We start from the raw sequence: 19,112 nt of genomic DNA on the forward strand, positions 1-19,112 counted from the left end.
ATGCCGACAAGTATTTCTCATCCGCCGCTTCAAATTAAAAAAGTGGAGTCATTTGTTTACCGAGCACCAATACATAAGCCAGTACAAACTTCATTTGGGATAATGCATGATCGACCAGCAGTCGCTATAAGCCTGGAAGACAATGAAGGTTGCGTTGGCTGGGGAGAAATTTGGTGTAATTTCCCCAGTGTTGGCCCCGAGCACCGCGCTCGCCTCTTTGACTCGATAGTAGCGCCCATATTGCTAGAAAAAATATGGGCTTCTCCAGTTGAAGCATTTCAAGAGCTTACTAAACGTTTACATATTTTGGGCATTCAATGCGGCGAACCTGGCACGATTGCGCAAGCAATTGCCGGAACTGATATTGCCCTGTGGGATTTGCTTGGAAAAAAGATTGGGAAACCGTTGTGGGAGCTGTTTGGTGGCACACCGCTAATTGAAACCTACGCCTCCGGTATTAGCCCAACCGACCCTGAAGAGATTGCGGAAAAAAAATGGGCGGAAGGATTTCGAGCATTTAAGTTAAAAGTCGGTTTTGGTCAAGATCGTGACTTCTCTAACCTTCAGACCCTTCGAAATCTGCTTGGACCAGATACCAAAATTATGGTTGATGCAAATCAAGCTTGGGATCCCGATTCTGCAGCTCGTCAAATCGAACATTTAGCTCCGCTAAATCCCTTCTGGGTGGAGGAGCCGATTGCCGCAGACCGCCCCATCCAGGATTGGAATATGCTTGCCACCCAATCCTCGATCCCACTCGCTGCGGGAGAAAATATGCGCGGCGAAACCCAGTTTTATGAGGCAATAAACAGCAATGCATTTCAGGTAATTCAGCCCGATATCGGCAAATGGGGTGGCTTTAGCGGCTGTATTCCTATAGCACAAGCAGTCTGTGCCAGTAATCGGCTTTTTTGTCCGCACTGGCTTGGTGGCGGTATTGGACTAGTAGCATCCATGCATTTAAAAGCGGCGGTGGGCCAGGCTGGCTTTGTAGAAGTAGATTCCAATCCGAATATCCTTCGCGAAGCAATGGCAATGCCGTATCCTGTCATAAGCGATGGAAAGGTATTACTAAGCAATGAACCCGGCCTTGGGATCGCACCAGAAATCAATCGTCTGATTGATTTGCAAGTAAAGCATTACTTTTAATGATGATGTGGTTTAAATATAAAAAATTATGGGGGAGCTTTATGAAATATCTTTCGCCTTTTCTTGCTGCATTCCTATTGCTTAGTAGCATTAGTTCTGCATCTGCCCAATCGTGGCCCGACAAACAAGTCAAAATTATTGTTGCCTATCCGGCCGGAGGTGGTGTTGACCCCGTCGCACGACTCGTTGGTCAAAAATTATCTGAGCGCTGGAAGCAGCCGGTTGTTGTTGAGAATAAAGCGGGTGGTAGTGGCACGATTGGCGCCAATTTTGTGGCGCAATCGCCAGCAGATGGGTTGACAATTCTCATGTCGGCAACTCCTGAGGTTGTTATTAATCAGCACTTTATGCAGAAAATGTCATACAACCCAGACGCTGATTTAAAACCCGTAACCCTTGTTGTTCGCTTACCTTTTGTATTGGTATCGAATGTCTCTAAACCGTACGCAAATGCAGCTGAGTTGATCGCGTATGCAAAAAAGAATCCTAATAAAGTAAGCTATGCATCCTCTGGCCCAGGATCTGCTCAGCACTTAGCGGCCGTGATGCTCGAGCAGCAGGCGGACATCAAGTTAGTGCACGTCCCTTATAAGGGCGTTGCACCAGCTGTGTCCGACCTACTCGCTGGACACGTTGACATTGGTTTTGCTGGACTACCCACTGCACTGCCCCATATTCAATCTGGTAAGCTGAGGGCATTGGGCTTATCGTCAAAAACACCCTCTGCAGCTGCGCCAGAAATTCCGCCACTTGCCAAAACTCCCGCATTATCAAATTTTGATCTAACGCAGTGGTTTGGAATATTTGTACCTAGCGGCACTCCAAATATCATTGTTCAGCGCATTCAGACCGATACTCAAGCGGTCTTAAACATGCCTGACGTTAAGGCCACACTTGAAAAGCAAGGTGCCCAACCCAGTGGGATGAGTACTACCGATTTTCAAGCCTTTGTGAACAGTGAACGTAAGAAGTTTGGCGACATCGTCAAGGTGGCAAAGATAGAGCAGTAATTCATTTGCAATTCAGAAAAAAGCCTTATAGAAGCTAATCTGTAAGGCTTTTTTATTGTATTTTTACAGGACTTTTAGGGCCTCTACTTCTCAACAAAGGCGCGCTCAAACACATAATCCCCGAGCTGTCCAAGGCTGGGTGACACTACAAAGCCCCTGGCGTCTAACATCGCGCAAGTTTCTTTGAGCATGGCAGGACTACCGCAAATCATGCCGCGGTCGGTTTTGGGATCTAAAGGCGGCAAACCAATGTCTTTAAAGAGTTGGCCCGACTCAATTGCCGTGGTCAGACGTCCCGTTTGCTTAAATGCCTCGCGGGTCACCGTGGGGTAATAAATCAGCTGCTTTTGCACGAGCTCGCCAATGTATTCATCTTGGGTCAACTCATTCTTAATGTATTCGCCGTATGCCAATTCGTTCACAAGGCGAACGCCATGAATCAGCACCACCTTCTCGAAGCGCTCATAGGTATCGGGGTCGCGAATGATACTCATAAAGGGAGCTAAGCCGGTACCGGTACTAAAGAGGTAGAGGTGCTTACCGGGATTAAGGTCATCAATCACCAAAGTGCCAACCGATTTTTCGCTCACCAGAATAGGGTCACCTACTTTGATGTGCTGCAGACGCGAGGTTAAAGGGCCATCGGGTACCTTGATGCTTAGAAACTCGAGGTGCTCAGCATAGTTCGGGCTGGCAACGCTATAAGCCCGTGCTAAAGGCCTACCATCGACTTCCAGGCCAATCATTAAGAAGTGGCCATTGCGAAAGCGCAGGCCTTGATTGCGGGTAGTCGTAAAACTAAAGAGGGTATCGTTCCAATGGTGAATCGAGAGAACGGTTTCGGTGTTGTAGGTGGCCATGATTATCTATGGAATTTACAGTAGGCAACGTGTTTGATAAATATGCCTAATGATAAACGCGAGAATTGGAAAAGGGTGGCATTCTGCCTCGCAGCCAGACTAGATTGCCATGATGAATAAGTTAAATAGTGCATTCACTATTAGTATATAGAGGCAAATCGTTTTAATTGCTCTTGCAGATAAGTCGTGCCAGCGAAGTAAACGCGTAGCCAAATACATTCCTAGGAAATATGCAGGAATTGCTAATAAAAGCCATTGGATCCAGCCCAAACCGCCACCCATCATGCTGGCTGTAATAATCGCAAAAAAACAAATCCCTGAAACAAATTGCGATAGTAGCCCTCTTGCGCGCTCAAATTGCATACTGCTAGAGTTAAAGTAGAGTGCAACAGGCGGGCCGCCAATACCGCAAGAACCCAAGAGGAAGCCGGCTAGCGATGAGGCAGTGATATCGCCCGTTTTGCTCAACTCAAATGTAAAGTGGGGGCGAGCAAGCAAGTAAACAGAAAACAAAATAATAATGGTGCTGCTAATGACTTTGAGTGTAGAGATGGTCACAAACTGACTCAAAAAAATACCCAATGGCAAGGCCAAAGCAGCAATCAGCCACATCCGATAGATCCTAGGCTTATCCTGCACCGAAACTTTCCATTGCCGAGATAACCAAACTCCGCCCAAAAGCTCAGTGCTCATCACAATCGGTATAAAAAATGGAACCGCGAATACCCACATCAATAACGGCGACATAATGAGGGCGCCGCCAAAACCACTCAGGCGTCGAATTAACCCGCCCAAGATCGCCGAAAAAAATAAAATGCCTACCGGGAGCCAATCGATCGAATTCAATTAGCGCAACTTAGATTGTTTGATCATTACCAGATAAACCTTAGTTAGAAATCTAAAAATAATCAGTCATTTTGCGCCGCTCTTGAGGCCGAAAGGCCACTGAAGGTGATCAAAAAACCAGGACTATTGCGGTAATCGCAAGGGCATTCCAAAATTTACTAATAAATTCGATTTATTGTTCTTTTGAGTGGAACAAAATTAATTATACGGCCTCCCGCCCTATCGTTTTTACTAATATAAAACATCTTGTTCCGCTAAGTTGAATGATGTATTGTTTGTAAAGACACACAAAGTAGTTTGTAACTAACTCAAATAAGGAGTTTGAAATGATGATTCAATTTGTAAAACGGGTGGCTGCAGTTACCGCTCTATCGGCCGCTCTATGCGGAATGACGTTTGCACAGTCAGCGCCAATCAAAATGAAGCTGCAGACCGGCGTGCCTTCTGCCAGTATTTATTTTGAACTCATGAAAAACTTTGGAGAGCGCGTTGACAAGATGTCAAATGGCCGCCTTAAAGTCGAAGTATTGCCCGATGGCGCTGTTGTTGGTGCTTTTGGAATTTTAGATGCGGTTGATAAAGGTGTAGTTGACGGCGGTTTTGCTTGGACTCATTACTGGTCAGGTAAAAACTCTGCAGCAGCTCTTTTCTCCAACCCAGCATCTGGTTCAGGCGTTGGTTTGGACCAGGTCTCGCACATGGCCTGGCTTAAAAACGGTGGCGGCGACCAACTCTATGAGCGTCTTTTTACTGAGGTCCTCAAAACCAATATCAAGCCATTCATGATTCAGCCTATGGGTCCTGATCCATTTGGTTGGTTCAAAAAGCCTATTAATTCGATTGCGGATATGAAGCCAATGAAGTACCGCTCCCCCCCAGGATTAACGGCGGAGATTTTTAAGGAAATGGGTTTAACTACTGTCGCGATGCCAGGCTCTGAAATTGTTCCTGCAGCACAGCGTGGCGTAATTGATGCCGCAGAGTGGATTGGGCCAGCTGACGATATGATTTTGGGTTTCCAAAATGTGTTTAAGCATTACTACCTCCAAGGCTTACATCAGTCAACTGACGTCGCAGAACTTTTAATTAACAAAACCTTCTGGGATAAATTGCCTGCCGATCTTAAGGTGATTGTTGAAACTGCAGTTTCTGCAACCATTGCAGAAACATATACATTTAACGTATACCGCAACGCAGTTGCCTTAGAAAAACTCAAGAAGGATCATGGCGTAACTGTTCATGACACTCCAAAAGAGTTCTTCACTGCATTCCAAAAAGCAACAGCCGTAGTTTATACGCGCGAATCCGAGAAAAACCCCTTCTTCAAAGAAGTTCTTGAATCCCAGCGTAAATTTGCAGGCATTGTTGTCCCTTACTGGACCCAAATTAATGGTCTTTACTACAACATCGGTGCAACTGTAGTAAACAGTAAGAAGAAGTAATTTAAAGTTTTAGCTATACATAAAGGGGTGGGTATTCCCACCCCTTTTTTTAAATGGAATTAACGGTGTTAAATACAAATCAAGATTTAATCGCATTTTCTAGAAAACTGGATCGCATTACTTCAATCGCAGGCAACATTGTGGGTTGGATGCTGATTCCCATGATTCTTAGTCTGGCTTATGAAGTGGTGGCGCGTTATGCATTTGGCGCCCCAACTATCTGGGCGTATGACATGACATTTATGCTTTACGGCGCCTTTTTTATGCTGGGCTCGAGCTATACCCTGAAACATAAGGGCCATATTCGTACCGATATGTTTTATGACAATTGGTCACCAAAAAAGCAAGCCCTAGTTGATCTTGCTTGTTACCTAATCCTCTTCTACCCTTTTGTGTTGATTTTTACAATCGTGGGATGGGAATATTTTTATAAAGCCCTCACCAGCAACGAGCGCTTTGTCTCAAGTCCTTGGATGGCAATTACCTGGCCTTTTAAGCTGACATTACCGCTAACCGGTTTTCTGCTTTTTATTCAAGGACTTTCCGAAGTAAGCAAATGCCTAGTTGCGATTCGATCAAACGAATGGCCCTTAGATACTACAAGCGAAGGGGCATAAGATGGATCATCAAATTTTAGGTATTGTTGGTTTAGGCGTTTTACTCTGCGCCATCTTTATTGGCTTTCCAATTGCGTTCACGCTCGGAGCGCTCAGCATCATCATGGGTTTTATTGCCTTAGGTCCCGTTGTATTTGATCTTGCGATCTTGCAAACGCTGTCCGTTATGCAAGATAGCGTCTTAGCATCAATCCCCTTCTTTCTTTTTATGGGATTTTTACTAGAGCAGTCCGGGATTATGGAGCGCTTGTTTGGTGCGATTCAGCAATTGTTTGCCGGTATTCGGGGCTCACTCTATCTCGCAGTCATTGTTACCGCCACGATTTTTGCTGCCGCAACAGGCATCGTAGGCTCATCGGTTGTCTTACTAGGCGTAATGGCTGCGCCATCCATGATTAAAAGTGGTTATGACGTGCGCATGTCCGCAGGAGCAATTACCGCTGGCGGCACATTGGGCATCCTGATACCGCCCTCCGTGATGTTGATCGTCATGGGGCCGGTCGTTGGGATACCTGCAACGGATTTATTTGCCGCTGCAGTCTTACCGGGCCTGCTTTTAGCTTTTCTCTTTGCCTCTTGGTGCATGATTCGCTGCTGGATCAATCCGGCTTTGGGGCCAGCACTGCCAGTTGAAATGCGCGCAAAGTCACTTAAGCCAGTCTTAATTGATTTAGTGATTGGTATTGCGCCAGTGATCGTAGTTCTATTTGCCACCTTAGGCGTAATTCTGGCAGGCATAGCAACTCCAACCGACGCAGGGGCAGTTGGTTGCGTGGCTACCTTCTTGTTGACTACTATGTCTGGGCGCATGACTTTAGTCAAAATCAAAAACTGTGTCATGCAAACCTTGCGTGTCTCAAGCATGATTCTGCTATTAGTGACCACTTCAAACCTATTTGGGTCGGTATTTTCAAGGCTCGGTAGTGCGGACTTAATTGCTAGCTTTCTGACCTCCCTACCCCTGCCACCCATGGTGATGTTGATCTTAATCTTGTTCTTGATTTTCTTATTGGGATGGCCGCTGGAGTGGGTTCCGATTGTCTTAATCGTTGTACCCATCTTCTTACCCATTATTAAAGCAGCAGGTATTGATTTAATTTGGTTTAGCACCTTAGTGGCAGTAACACTCCAGACGGCTTGGCTCTCGCCGCCAGTTGCTCTATCTGCTTATTTCCTTAAAGGAGTTGCTCCCTCTTGGAAGATAACGGATATTTATGCTGGCATGTCTCAATTTATGGTGCTACAAATCATTGCGGTCATCCTACTGCTAGTCTTCCCTCAGTTGGCGACGTGGCTGCCATCGGTCAATTGATTAATATCGGTGCTAGGTTGATTATGAGATGCATTGCATAATCAACTTTTTAAAAAATGGCTATTTTCTCAATGCTGAAAATTGTATTTTTAAGCTTTAACGCATATGTCAATTAATTCGGTTGACTACATCATTGTAGGCGCGGGATCCTCCGGGTGCGTACTTGCCAATCGACTCTCTGAGGATCCACAAAACTCAGTGTGTTTAATCGAAGCAGGCCCTAAGGATAGATCGCCGTGGATTCATTTGCCGATTGGTTATGGCAAAACCATGTGGGACCCAAAGTTAAATTGGAAGTTCGAAACTGAGCCTGATCCAGGTATGAATCAGCGCAAGATCTATTGGCCGCGCGGAAAATGTCTGGGGGGGTCTAGCTCGATTAATGGATTAATTTTCATACGTGGGCAAAAAGAAGACTACGACGGCTGGAAAGCTCTAGGTAATAAAGGCTGGGGCTGGGATGATGTTCTACCCTACTTTAAAAAATCAGAGGGAAATGATCGATTAGGTGGCCCGCTACACTCTCAAACAGGCCCTCTTAAAGCCTCATCTATTCCCAAAAAACATCCGCTGGTTGAAGCATTTATTAAAAGTGCAACTCACCTAGGTGTTCCAGAAACCGATGACTTCAATAATCTAACCCAAGAGGGGGTTGGATACTACCAACTGACTACCGATAAGGGATTACGTTGCAGCACTGCCGTAGCTTACTTAAAGCCTGCCAAATCGCGTCCTAATCTGACTATTCTCACTGACAGTCAGGTGATGCGCGTTATATTTGAGGATCGTCGTGCCGTGGCTATTGAATTAACTCGTGATGGTGAAACGCAGATTGTTCGAGCAAATAAAGAAATCATTCTTAGCGCAGGCGCCCTTCAATCGCCGCAAATTCTGCAATTGTCAGGGATTGGGCCTGCAAAACTCCTCAATGAATTCAATATACCCCTCATCCACGATTTGCCTGGGGTTGGTGAGAATTTACAGGACCATTTACAGTACCGTTTGATTTATGAACTAAATAAACCCATCTCCACCAACGTCCAACTCTCTTCACTCCTAGGAAGGATGATGATGGGTTTGGATTGGCTTTTATTCCGCGGCGGCCCGCTTTCGATTGGAATTAATCAAGGCGGCCTATTTACTAAAGTAATGAATTCATCCACTACGCCAGATATTCAATTTCATTTGGCTACTTTATCGGCTGATATGGCGGGCGGCAATGTACATCCCTTCCCTGGCTTTACAATGTCAGTGTGCCAACTTAGACCAGAATCTCGGGGCCATGTTCGTATTCAATCCAACGATCCACTCGTGCCGCCCAAAATGTTTGCCAACTACCTTGCTACCGAACATGATCGCGCAACCAGTATTGCAGCCGTTCAATTTGCACGAAAAATTGCACAAACAGAACCCCTCAAATCCTTAATTGAGAGAGAAATTAAACCGCACAACCCTCAGAATGATGCAGACATACTGGAATTCTGTCGCAATAGTGGTGCTACCATCTTTCATCCGACCGGTACATGCCAAATGGGGGCTGATAACAATCCACTCGCCGTCTTGGATTCAAATCTAAAGGTCAGGGGTGTCACTGGACTCCGGGTTGTAGACTGCTCGGCAATGCCTACTTTACCTTCAGGCAATACCAACTGGCCAGCAGTCATGCTCGCTGAAAGAGCCTCAGACCTCATATTAGGGAGGATTGCTAAACACTCATAAATGCGGGAAGATATTGAGTAAACTGACTTCCTTGGTAGTACAACTATAAAAATACCTGCCACCCACCATGAGACAGTTACCCTTTTTAAAATGGCTACCTGAGTATCGTAATACTGGAACGATACGCGCTGATTTACTAGCCGGCTTGACCGGCGCCATTGTTGTACTTCCCCAAGGAATTGCATTTGCATTGCTCGCTGGAATGCCGCCGCATTACGGCCTTTATGCCGCCATGGTGCCTTGCTTGATTGCCGCTCTTTTTGGATCAAGTCGCCTGATGGTCACTGGACCAGCGAATGCCATCTCCCTAACTACTATGGCCCTGATTGCTCCACTGGCCATACCTGAATCTCCTCAATATGTAATGCTTGTATTAACACTGAGTTTTCTAGTGGGAATAATTCAATTGATTTTAGGTTTTAGCGGTATTGGAAAGTGGGTAGAAAAAGTGCCGCATTCAGTGATTGTAGGTTTTACTGCTGGAGCTGCTGTACTAATCATTAACAGCCAGGCCGGCACTCTCCTTGGAATGGATATTCCTCGAGGCACAGATGTCATCCACACCATCCAAGCAGTAAGCAGCCACCTGCTGAGCGGCAATGTTCAATGGCAATCTATTGCGCTTGTGCTGATCACATTAGGAGTGGTTCGCTTGTGGGGCTCGCTGAACAAATACGTACCAGCAATGCTCATTGCGGTGATTGTCGGTGCTGTCGCCGCAATCCTCATTGAGCTAGTCTTCCCAACCCTAAGCCAGTTTAAGCGCGTCAGCAACATACCAGGAGCCTTTCCCCCGCTCTCTTTTCCAGACCTGAATCCGGCCACCGTACAGCAATTATTTGGCGCTATGCTAATCATGACCTTGCTTGCCTCAACAGAGGCCATGGCAATTGCGCGTGCGATCGCTTTAAAAACAAAAGATTCATTTAATGCAAACCAAGAATTTATTGGGCAAGGCTTAGCTAATGTTGCCGGCTCTTTTTTTTCAGCCTATCCTTCAAGCGGATCATTTAATCGTACGGGCGTCAATTTAGCTGCCGGAGCAAAAACACCGCTATCGGCCATCAGCGCAGCATTTTTCTTAATCGTCATCTTGGCATTTGTATCACCCCTAGCAAAACATATTCCCTATGTTGTAATCGCATCCTTACTGCTACTAGTAGCATGGAAATTGATTGATCTAAAACAAATTCGCCACGAGTTCGAATTGGGCAAAGGCGCCTGGATTCCGATGCTTGTTACAGCAGCTGGCACGGTAACTATTGCCCTTGAATGGGCGATCCTACTTGGCATCTTCTCATCGATATTGATGCACAAAATACTCGGATATGGCAAAACGAAGAGCAAGTAATTCTGATTTTTGAGCCTACGCCAGATCTAACAACTTAAGGCGCTGGACTTTACCAGAGGGCCCCCTAGGCAAGTCTTTCATGAAGAGAATAGTTTTAGGCGTTCTAAATTTACCTAGATTATCAATACAAAATTGGCGCATTTCCGCCTCGGAGCAAGATTGCCCCTCCTTTAAAATGATGCAGACCATAATCTCTTGGCCGTAGTTGGCATCTGGTATTCCGACAGAAGCGGCATCTAATACGGCTGGATGCTTCAAAACAACTTCATCGATTTCACGAGGGGCAATATTTTCACCGCCCTTAATAATCAATTCTTTCAATCTACCGGTAATGAAGTAAAACCCATCAGCATCCCGCATTCCTAGATCGCCCGTCCTCATCCAACCTTCTGCATCAAAGGCTTTCTTAGTTTCGGCCTCACCCTTGTAATAGGCATGCAATACATTCTCACCCTTGAGGCAAATTTCCCCTGAAACGAGATCAGACACCACGCCTCCAGAATCGTCCACAATCTTTGCTGTAACTCCACAGGGCAGTCCAGGACTGCCAAAACGCCTGCGCTCGTCGTGTGGATTGCAAAACACAATCGAGCAGGTTTCCGTCATCCCCATTGCCTCGATCACAGGCATTCCAAATAAGGCCTCAAACTCACGATGGTGCTCTGGTGGCAAAGGAGCAGATGCTGAGCGCCCGAAACGAATGTGTTTAAGCTGAGCGATATCGGGTTTACTGGCGCCACTTTTTGCGGCATTAATTAAATAAGCAATGATGGTGGGAACCATATTGATCCACGTGCAACGATATTGAACTACCATCTTCCACCACGTCGATACTGAAAAATGATGGGGGGCAACAATCGATCCACCAGAAAAGAATGGTGTTATGGTTGAAATAACTTGACCGTTGATATGGTAAATGGGCAGCGAGCTCAAGACAATATCTGCCGGAGTTAGCTGATGCCATTCACTAATCGACTTGGCTGCGTGCAATAAATTCCGATGCGTTAATAAAACCCCCTTTGGCGTGCCAGTAGTGCCCGAGGTATACATTAATAAAGCGGCATTATTGGGATCAATTTGTGGCAAGGGCGATCGCACTGATTTAAGAAAAGGTCCATATTCGGCGTCTGGGTCCAATTCTACTAACGCAAAGGTGCGTTGGGTTTTTTTCAAGGCTGCAAATAAGCTCGGCTTGTTCTCTGGCGCATAAAACAGTATCTCGATATCGCTATGGTCTAAAACCCAAGCCAGTTGATCTACCGGCGCCAAGAGGTTCAACGGGGTAACCACCCTCCCACAAACCATCGTGGCAATAAATACCGTTGTGGTCTGTCGTCCATTATGCATAAAGATGCCCACATGACCAGCGGCACTAATTTGGCGGTCATTCAACCAGCCCATAAAATGCTCGGCCTCTATAGCCATCTGCCCATACGATAATTTCTGATCGGTCTCCGGAGCAAACAGCAAGACGTGGTCCGGCTGCCGCTTGGCCCACTTCGTTAAGACTTGGGCAATGCTAGCGCTAGCTGAGTTCAGAATTTCTGCCATATTAAGGAGAGTAAATTGCCGCTAAGTTGATCTGACTATTTAGGGTATCGACTGAAATAATTCGCTAGCAAAGTCTCAACATCCGGCACTTTTTCAGCAATCGGCCGTACTACACGAGTGGTGTTGAGGTAGTGGCGATAGTTCATGTTATCGGAGAAATTATTTTTTCCCCAGGTACCACAGCCCATCGACAAAGAGAAAGGAAGACCATTTTCAAAGCTGCCTCCAGTAGCAATGGCATGTGCCTGGTTCACAATTACACGCGCAACCGGTAAATCACGGGCCAAATCAGCCGCCCTCTCCTCCATGATCGAGCCGCTGCTTGCCGTATGCAAGCCAACCGAATGTCCTGCGCCTTGATAAGAATAAACATTAGTAACCAATTCTTTGGCAGCCTGAAAGTTTGCAGCGCGCCAGACTGTCAAAATAGGACTTAATTTTTCGCCTGAAAATGGAGCAGTTGAACCATAGCCGGCTTCTTCAACCATAAAAAAACGCGCGCCGCTGGCTTTGGGGTGCTGTAACTTTGCCCGCTCTGCAATCACTGCTGGTGATTGGGCTGTTAAGGCTGAAGTTAGTTTCCTGTTACTAAACATCACATCATGAAGGCGTTGCTTATCAGCGGCATCTAACAGTACGCCGCCAGCGCGCTCTAAGGCTTCAATCGCAGAGTCATAGATCGCATCAAGCAAAACGGCTCCATTCTCACTGGAGCAACTGGTCGCATTATCAAATGTCTTTGATTGATTAATTTTATGAGCTGCGGCATCCAAATTGGCATGCTCATCTATGATCACCAACACATTACCGGCGCCCACTCCAAATGCTGGCGTTCCACACGTGTAAGCGGAACGTATATTGGCTTGCGAGCCTGTAGCCACAACTAAATCAGCCAACCGCATCAGCTCGTGTGTAGCATCTTTTGTAATCGGGTCTGGCAGCATCTGTACCAAATCCCTTGGCGCCTTCACTAAATCCAACTGCGCATGAACAAATTCTAATAAACGAAAACACGTTGATTGCCCTTTCGGGGATGGGGCAATAACCACTGCATTACGGCATTTCAGAGCATTCAAAATTTTATTGATTGGCGTAGCGCCGGGATTGGTTGAGGGCGTAATAGCAGCCACAACCCCTACCGGCCTTGCATACTCTGTAATTCCAGTTGCGGAATCGTGAGAAACAACTCCAACCGTTTTGGCCTTTTGTAAATCTCGTACTAAGCCTAATGTTTTACGAAAATTCTTTTTAAACTTATCAGCAGCATCACCCAGGCCCGTATCGCGGACGGCTAATTTAGCCAACTCCTCATTTCTGCTGGGCTCCAAAATAGCCCACGCAACTGAGGAGACAACTAAATCAACCTGCTCTTGCGTGTATAACTCAAACTCTTTTTGCGCAATATGGGCGCGCTGGATGATACTTTCTACTTCTGACATATGCTCTTTACTGTAAGTTTAAAAATGATCACTAACACGCTCAATCGACCTTAATATTGGCCGCTTTTACAACCTGCTTCCACTTGGCAATCTCTTTTTTCACTACAGCACCCAACTGGGATGGCGAATCACCCACTGCTTCCGCACCTTGACTGAGTAACTTTTCTTTTACTTCAGGCTGCGCAAGCACTTTTAAGGCTGCTTTATTTAAGCGCTCAACGATTGGCTTTGGAGTGCTTGCTGGAACGAACATGGCATACCAAGAGTCAACTTCAAAATCCTTAAAGCCTGATTCAGCCATGGTGGGCACATCAGGAAAAACTGCAGACCGCTTAACGGTTGAAACTGCCAAGGCTTTTACTTTTCCAGATTTTACAAACTGAGCTGCAGCCGGTATCGAAACCCAAAGCAATGGAACTTGTCCTGCTATGACATCCGTAATAGCTGGGCCACCGCCACGGTAAGGGATATGCACCATGTCAACACCGGCATCTGTTGCCATCATGGCCCCAGCAAGGTGGCCTGGTGAACCATTGCCAACCGACGCATAAGAAATCGAGCCAGGTTTTGCCTTGGCCATCTCAATTACTTCTTTTACATTCTTGGCAGGAAAATTCGGGTTTGCTACCAAAATTTGTGGCAAAGATGCAATGGTTACTACTGGAGAAAAATCCCTCTCCGTATCAAAAGGTAATCGTGGGTAAAAAGATGGATTAATAGTATGCGATGAAAGCGTGAACAAAACCGTGTATCCATCGGATGGGGATTGCGCAGCTAAAGCAGATCCAATTGAGCCACCAGCACCGCCACGATTATCAATAATGACTTGTTGACCTAGCTCTTTAGCCAGCGGCTCCTGAACTATTCGGGCAATAACGTCAGTACCACCTCCAGGAGGATAAGGCACGATAAATTTGATTGGCTTAGTGGGCCACGATTGAGCTTGAACTGCGCCAATCATTAAGGCGCTAGAGAGGCAAATAGCAACCCCAGACACCAAGGACATAATCATTTTTTTATTCATATAAACTCCCATAGAAGTTATTCTTGTAAGTCTCCATCAGTAACCATACTCTATTCAGCTTACCTGAACAAGTTGTTTCGTATAAGTAAAAACACTAACTTATTTATGCTATAAATAGATTATGTTCTATTAAAATGAACGAAATATGTAATTTTATGAGATTAATCCTATGTTCGAGCTAGAAACGATTGAAATTCTGGATACCTCAAAAAAGGATCCTTCGAACGAAAACTCCTCAATGCTCAAGGGAGTTGTCATTCTAGAGGCCTTGGCAGCACTTCGTCAGCCAGCCTCTCTGGCCCAGCTCATGCAAATTACAGGAATGCCGAAGGCTTCGTTGCATCGCACTTTGGCTATTTTTGAAGAAGCCGGTCTTGTTATGCGCGAGCCTGGAGGAAAGGCTTACAGCCCTGGAGAGCGCCTTGCGAGCCTTGCACTTGAGACCTTATGCCATGACAGTGTTTCCAGCGTACGCCATTCAATATTACGAAAACTGGTGTCAGACCTAAAAGAAACCTGTAATCTGGCTGTACTTCGCCGCGGCGAACTTTTTTATTTGGATCGGGTAGAAGCAAACTGGGCCTTACGCCTACACCTCCCACCGGGAACAGTGCTACCGCCGCATTGCAGCGCAAGCGGAAAGCTCCTGCTTGCCTTTAAACCCCTAGATGAACGCGCAAAACTACTCGATAACTTACCGCTAGAGCAATTTACACATCGAACCATTGTCGATCGCGATTTGCTGGAATCCGAACTAGACCGAATTATTAGTACCGACTATGCCGTCGACAATGAAGAATATGTTCTGGGAGTTTCCTGCGTTGCAGTACCAGTGCGAGATAAGCATGGCGATGCCGTTGCGGCAATTGCCATCCATGCTGCCACAGCCCGGCTGCCGCTCAATCAAGCAATGGAGTACATCCCTCAGCTTCGTGCTGCCGCAGAGCGGATATCAAACACCCTTAGCTGAGCCAATGATCAAAACATGAGTTCAAAATACCCTCTCTTAGAGGCCCTCATCCAAGAGTCAAAAGGCAGGAAGCCGCTTGGCGTAGTCTTTCCACTCAGCGAGCCCGCCCTCGAAACGGTAACGCAATTGCGGGAGCAGTCTCTTTGCGCTCCCATCTTAATTGGACCCCAGGAGCAAATCGCCCTATTAGCAAAGAAGATGGGGGCTGATATCAACGGAATACAAATCATTGATACGCCGAACAACCCCGTTGAGGCAGCGCAGATTGCAGTGGCAATGGCTAAAGCTGGTGCGCTTGCTGCGCTAATGAAAGGCTCCCTACACACCGAGGACTTAATGGGTCCGGTTGTCAGCAAGGAAGGCCTGAGAACGGAGCGAAGAACGAGTCACCTCTTTTTGTTTGAACTCAGCAGTTACCATAAGCTGATTGGGATTAGCGACTGCGTTGTTAATATTGCACCCACGGTTGAGCATAAAAAACATATCTTGCTCAATAGCTTAGATGCACTCGCCAAAATTGGAATCATTAAGGCCAAAGTAGCCATCATCGCAGCAACTGAGGTTGTTAATCCAAGCATGCAGGCAACTGTGGATGCAAAGACATTAGTCGATTTACAGCGTGATGACGCTTTTTTTCCGGGCGCATTGATTGAAGGACCCTTCGGTTTTGATAACGCCATTTCAGCGACCTCTGCAAAAACAAAGGGGATCGACTCCATGGTCTCGGGCGATCCTGATCTATTGCTCGCCCCCGATCTTCAGGCTGGCAATATTCTGTACAAGTCGCTTATCTATATGGCAGGTGCTGAGTGCGCCGGAGCTATCTTAGGTACTAGCGTGCCAATCATCCTAACCTCGCGCTCCGACTCGGTTTTTTCCAGAGTAGCATCCACCGCATTGGCACTACGCCTAGCCTAAACCAAATCTCCTTTTAAGAGACCACAAAGCCATGTTTAAGATTTTTTCAAAAGATCCGATCCACGATCCGATTCACAAGCAAGCAGCTGCAACTGAAATCAAAAAAACAACGTGCTATATGTGTGCCTGCCGCTGTGGTATTCGAGCGCATCTGCGCGATGGCGAACTGGTCTACATTGATGGCAACCCTGAGCACCCGCTGAACCAAGGCGTTATCTGCGCAAAAGGATCTGCTGGCATCATGAAGCAGAAGTCTCCGGCGCGCATCACAAAACCCCTTCTACGCAAGAAAGGAAGCGACCGAGGCTCTGGTGAGTTTGATGAAATTAGTTGGGAGCAAGCATTTGAATTGCTTACCGATCGATTAAAAAAGATCCGCGAAACCGATCCAAAGAAATTTGCTCTATTTACCGGACGTGATCAGATGCAAGCCTTAACCGGTCTATTTGCCCGCCAATTTGGCACGCCGAATTATGCAGCGCACGGCGGATTTTGTTCCGTCAATATGGCTGCCGGAATGATTTACACCATTGGCGGCAGTTTTTGGGAATTTGGTGGACCCGATCTGGATCACGCAAAGCTGTTCATCATGATTGGCACTGCTGAGGATCACCACAGTAATCCAATGAAGATTGCGCTCTCGAAATTTAAAAGAGCAGGCGGTCGTTTTATATCCATCAACCCGGTACGCACCGGTTACTCTGCCATTGCCGATGAATGGATTCCGATTAAACCGGGCACAGACGGCGCCCTGTTCATGGCCCTCATGCACGAACTCATTCGCACTGAACAATACGATGCGGACTTCTTAAAGCGCTATAGCAATTCTGGTCAGCTGGTCTGTCTGGATGCAGGACCCGAGGAGGGTCTATTCTTATTTGACCCCGACTCTGATCCGATTAATGCCGATTTACCGCACAATAAATACGTATGGGATGCCAATACCCAGAGCGCAAAACCCTGCTTTGAAAAAGGCGTATCGCCAACGCTCTGTGGCGAGTTCATCATGGGCCCAGGCCCACACCAAGGTAAAAAAGTAGCGCCCGCATTTGAATTGCTGCGTAAGCAAGTGCACGACACAACGCCAGAATGGGCGTCCTCCATTACCAGCATTCCGGCTGATCGAATTAAAAAATTAGCAACTGAAATTGGTCAAGCTGCATTTGAGCAAGCATTTGAAATGCCGGTGCAATGGACTGACGCCTGGGGCGAGTCCCATCAGACGGTTACCGCAAGGCCAGTCGCCTTTCATGCCATGCGCGGATTGGCAGCCCACTCCAATGGCTTTCAAACAACGCGTGGCTTGGCTGTGTTGATGTCATTGATTGGCACGATTGATAGGCCAGGTGGCTTTAGGCACAAAGCACCTTATCCACGGCAGGTGCCGCCAAATGTAAAGCCGCCCTCTTCTGAAAACGACATCAAACCCAATACGCCGCTTGGAAAAGCCCCGCTGGGATGGCCCACTCAGCCAGAAGACTTAGCTCTCGATGCCAAGGGCAATGCCCTGCGCATCGATAAAGCCTATACCTGGGAGCACCCATTAGCAGCCCACGGCTTAATGCATAACGTGATTACCAATGCGGTCAAGGGCGACCCCTACCCCATTGATACGCTGATGATCTTTATGGCTAATATGTCATGGAACTCGACCATGAACACCATGGAAGTGCGCGAGCTCTTAAATTCTAAAAATGCCAACGGTGAATTTAAGATCCCATTCCTGGTGGTGTGCGATGCCTTTCAATCGGAAATGGTTGATTTTGCCGACCTCGTTCTGCCTGATACAACTTATTTAGAGCGCCACGATGCAATGAGCTTATTGGATCGACCGATTTCGGAATACGACGGTCCAGTTGATTCCGTGCGCATTCCAGTCTTGCCGACTACAGGTGAATGCAAGCCCTTTCAGGAAGTGTTAATTGAATTGGCCTCACGCTTAAAGTTCCCCGCATTTACTACCGAAGATGGCGGCCGCAAATTTAAAGACTACCCAGATTTTATTACGCGCTTTGAAACCGCCCCCAACTCAGGCATTGGATTTTTGGCAGGATGGCGCGGCAAGGATGGCGAAAAGAGTTTACGCGGTGAGCCAAACCCAGATCAATGGAAGCGTTACGCTGAAAACAATTGCGTCTTTCATTACAAAATGCCTGTAGAGCATCAATACATGCGCAATTGGAATCGTGGCTATCTCGACTTTAGTAAGGCAAATGCGCTGCGTCAAAAAAATGATCCAATCATGATTGCAATTTATTCCGATATTTTGCAAAAATTTCGCTTGGCAGCAAAAGGACAAAGACCAGGATCTGCCCCTCCCGAGCATCTCAAATCCCGCATCCTCAAGTACTTTGATCCATTGCCGTTTTGGTATCCACCCCTCGAAGATGAGGTTACGGATCTAGAAAAATACAGCTTGAACGCAATCACTCAGCGTCCGATGGCGATGTATCACTCTTGGGATTCACAAAACGCTTGGCTGAGACAAATTCATAGCCATAACTATCTGTACGTCAACACCAAAACGGCGCTAGAGCATGGCATTAATGATGGCGCTTGGATGTGGATTGAATCGCAATGGGGCAAGGTCAAGTGTATGGCCCGCCACTCCGAAGCCGTAGATCCAGGCACTGTTTGGACATGGAATGCCATTGGTAAGGCAGAGTCTGCTTGGAGCCTCGATCCGAGTTCGGATGAGTCTAAAAAAGGATTTTTGCTAAATCACCTGATTTCTGAAGAACTATCGCTTGGTGGCTTTTCAGTCAGCAACTCCGATCCAATCACCGGCCAAGCCGGCTGGTACGACGTACGTGTCAAATTAGCCGCTGCAGATGAAAATGAACCCGAAGAAACATGGCCGCAAGTAAAGGCTCATCGGGTGCCCGGAATGATTACTAAATAACT

At 46.7% G+C, this 19,112-nt stretch carries 15 protein-coding genes; 10 read left to right on the top strand and 5 right to left on the bottom strand.

All coding sequences use genetic code 11. From position 1 onward, the window contains the following. On the top strand, positions 1–1,149 hold the full coding sequence (locus AOC34_RS06755; protein ID WP_108469351.1) for a mandelate racemase/muconate lactonizing enzyme family protein: 1,149 nt from the start codon (positions 1–3) through the stop codon (positions 1,147–1,149). A 41-nt stretch (positions 1,150–1,190) separates the two neighbouring features. After that, positions 1,191–2,159 (top strand): Bug family tripartite tricarboxylate transporter substrate binding protein, encoded by a 969-nt coding sequence (locus AOC34_RS06760; protein ID WP_159074832.1) that lies wholly within the window; start codon positions 1,191–1,193, stop codon positions 2,157–2,159. 83 nt (positions 2,160–2,242) lie between these two features. Here the strand turns inward: AOC34_RS06760 and AOC34_RS06765 are convergent, their stop codons facing one another. Further along, positions 2,243–3,019: a ferredoxin--NADP reductase gene (locus AOC34_RS06765; RefSeq protein ID WP_108469353.1), complete on the bottom strand. Its 777-nt coding sequence runs from the start codon at positions 3,017–3,019 to the stop codon at positions 2,243–2,245. 99 nt (positions 3,020–3,118) lie between these two features. After that, a complete protein-coding gene (locus AOC34_RS06770) occupies positions 3,119–3,865 on the bottom strand; it encodes a sulfite exporter TauE/SafE family protein (RefSeq protein WP_108469354.1) in 747 nt (248 codons plus the stop codon). 326 nt (positions 3,866–4,191) lie between these two features. Between AOC34_RS06770 and AOC34_RS06775 the strand changes: the two genes are divergently transcribed. From AOC34_RS06775 to AOC34_RS06795, 5 genes are all read left to right on the top strand, one after another. After that, the gene (locus tag AOC34_RS06775) at positions 4,192–5,307 is read left to right on the top strand and encodes a TRAP transporter substrate-binding protein (protein WP_108469355.1); all 1,116 of its coding nucleotides are present in this window, start codon (positions 4,192–4,194) and stop codon (positions 5,305–5,307) included. 65 nt (positions 5,308–5,372) lie between these two features. Next, a complete protein-coding gene (locus AOC34_RS06780; RefSeq protein WP_159074833.1) occupies positions 5,373–5,924 on the top strand; it encodes a TRAP transporter small permease subunit in 552 nt (183 codons plus the stop codon). Position 5,925: 1 nt separating this feature from the next. Continuing rightward, positions 5,926–7,236: a TRAP transporter large permease gene (locus tag AOC34_RS06785; protein WP_108469357.1), complete on the top strand. Its 1,311-nt coding sequence runs from the start codon at positions 5,926–5,928 to the stop codon at positions 7,234–7,236. Positions 7,237–7,341: 105 nt separating this feature from the next. Beyond that, positions 7,342–8,955 (top strand): GMC family oxidoreductase, encoded by a 1,614-nt coding sequence (locus AOC34_RS06790; protein ID WP_108469358.1) that lies wholly within the window; start codon positions 7,342–7,344, stop codon positions 8,953–8,955. 67 nt (positions 8,956–9,022) lie between these two features. Then, on the top strand, positions 9,023–10,306 hold the full coding sequence (locus AOC34_RS06795; RefSeq protein WP_108469359.1) for a SulP family inorganic anion transporter: 1,284 nt from the start codon (positions 9,023–9,025) through the stop codon (positions 10,304–10,306). A gap of 15 nt (positions 10,307–10,321) precedes the next feature. Here the strand turns inward: AOC34_RS06795 and AOC34_RS06800 are convergent, their stop codons facing one another. From AOC34_RS06800 to AOC34_RS06810, 3 genes are read right to left on the bottom strand one after another with little or no spacing between them, the layout of a single operon-like run. Beyond that, positions 10,322–11,857: an AMP-binding protein gene (locus tag AOC34_RS06800; protein ID WP_108469360.1), complete on the bottom strand. Its 1,536-nt coding sequence runs from the start codon at positions 11,855–11,857 to the stop codon at positions 10,322–10,324. Positions 11,858–11,892: 35 nt separating this feature from the next. Next, positions 11,893–13,296, bottom strand: a complete 1,404-nt coding sequence (gene sauS, locus AOC34_RS06805) for an acylating sulfoacetaldehyde dehydrogenase (RefSeq protein WP_108469361.1) — start codon at positions 13,294–13,296, stop codon at positions 11,893–11,895. A gap of 40 nt (positions 13,297–13,336) precedes the next feature. Then, entirely contained in the window at positions 13,337–14,320 is a 984-nt protein-coding gene (locus AOC34_RS06810; protein WP_108469362.1) for a tripartite tricarboxylate transporter substrate binding protein, read from the bottom strand. A gap of 169 nt (positions 14,321–14,489) precedes the next feature. Here AOC34_RS06810 and AOC34_RS06815 point away from each other — a divergent pair, with 169 nt between their 5' ends. The 3 genes from AOC34_RS06815 to AOC34_RS06825 are packed head-to-tail and all read left to right on the top strand — an operon-like array spanning position 14,490 to position 19,110. After that, positions 14,490–15,290: an IclR family transcriptional regulator gene (locus tag AOC34_RS06815; RefSeq protein WP_234408062.1), complete on the top strand. Its 801-nt coding sequence runs from the start codon at positions 14,490–14,492 to the stop codon at positions 15,288–15,290. Between the two features lie 15 nt (positions 15,291–15,305). Next, positions 15,306–16,208, top strand: coding sequence for a bifunctional enoyl-CoA hydratase/phosphate acetyltransferase (locus tag AOC34_RS06820; protein WP_108469363.1), 903 nt, complete (start codon positions 15,306–15,308; stop codon positions 16,206–16,208). A 31-nt stretch (positions 16,209–16,239) separates the two neighbouring features. Next, entirely contained in the window at positions 16,240–19,110 is a 2,871-nt protein-coding gene (locus tag AOC34_RS06825) for a molybdopterin oxidoreductase family protein (RefSeq protein WP_108469364.1), read from the top strand. Positions 19,111–19,112: the final 2 nt, after the last annotated feature.

Origin of the sequence: Polynucleobacter difficilis (genome assembly GCF_003065365.1) — a bacterium.
Classification (GTDB): Bacteria; Pseudomonadota; Gammaproteobacteria; order Burkholderiales; family Burkholderiaceae; genus Polynucleobacter; species Polynucleobacter difficilis.

Excerpts from the sequence above, each read along its gene's own strand:
- AOC34_RS06755 (WP_108469351.1), top strand. The coding sequence starts at position 1 with ATGCCGACAAGTATTTCTCATCCGCCGCTTCAAATTAAAAAAGTGGAG.
- AOC34_RS06815 (WP_234408062.1), top strand. The coding sequence starts at position 14,490 with ATGTTCGAGCTAGAAACGATTGAAATTCTGGATACCTCAAAAAAGGAT.
- AOC34_RS06775 (WP_108469355.1), top strand. The coding sequence starts at position 4,192 with ATGATGATTCAATTTGTAAAACGGGTGGCTGCAGTTACCGCTCTATCG.
- AOC34_RS06765 (WP_108469353.1), bottom strand. The coding sequence starts at position 3,019 with ATGGCCACCTACAACACCGAAACCGTTCTCTCGATTCACCATTGGAAC.
- AOC34_RS06810 (WP_108469362.1), bottom strand. The coding sequence starts at position 14,320 with ATGAATAAAAAAATGATTATGTCCTTGGTGTCTGGGGTTGCTATTTGC.
- AOC34_RS06800 (WP_108469360.1), bottom strand. The coding sequence starts at position 11,857 with ATGGCAGAAATTCTGAACTCAGCTAGCGCTAGCATTGCCCAAGTCTTA.
- sauS (WP_108469361.1), bottom strand. The coding sequence starts at position 13,296 with ATGTCAGAAGTAGAAAGTATCATCCAGCGCGCCCATATTGCGCAAAAA.
- AOC34_RS06820 (WP_108469363.1), top strand. The coding sequence starts at position 15,306 with ATGAGTTCAAAATACCCTCTCTTAGAGGCCCTCATCCAAGAGTCAAAA.
- AOC34_RS06825 (WP_108469364.1), top strand. The coding sequence starts at position 16,240 with ATGTTTAAGATTTTTTCAAAAGATCCGATCCACGATCCGATTCACAAG.
- AOC34_RS06790 (WP_108469358.1), top strand. The coding sequence starts at position 7,342 with ATGTCAATTAATTCGGTTGACTACATCATTGTAGGCGCGGGATCCTCC.
- AOC34_RS06760 (WP_159074832.1), top strand. The coding sequence starts at position 1,191 with ATGAAATATCTTTCGCCTTTTCTTGCTGCATTCCTATTGCTTAGTAGC.
- AOC34_RS06785 (WP_108469357.1), top strand. The coding sequence starts at position 5,926 with ATGGATCATCAAATTTTAGGTATTGTTGGTTTAGGCGTTTTACTCTGC.
- AOC34_RS06795 (WP_108469359.1), top strand. The coding sequence starts at position 9,023 with ATGAGACAGTTACCCTTTTTAAAATGGCTACCTGAGTATCGTAATACT.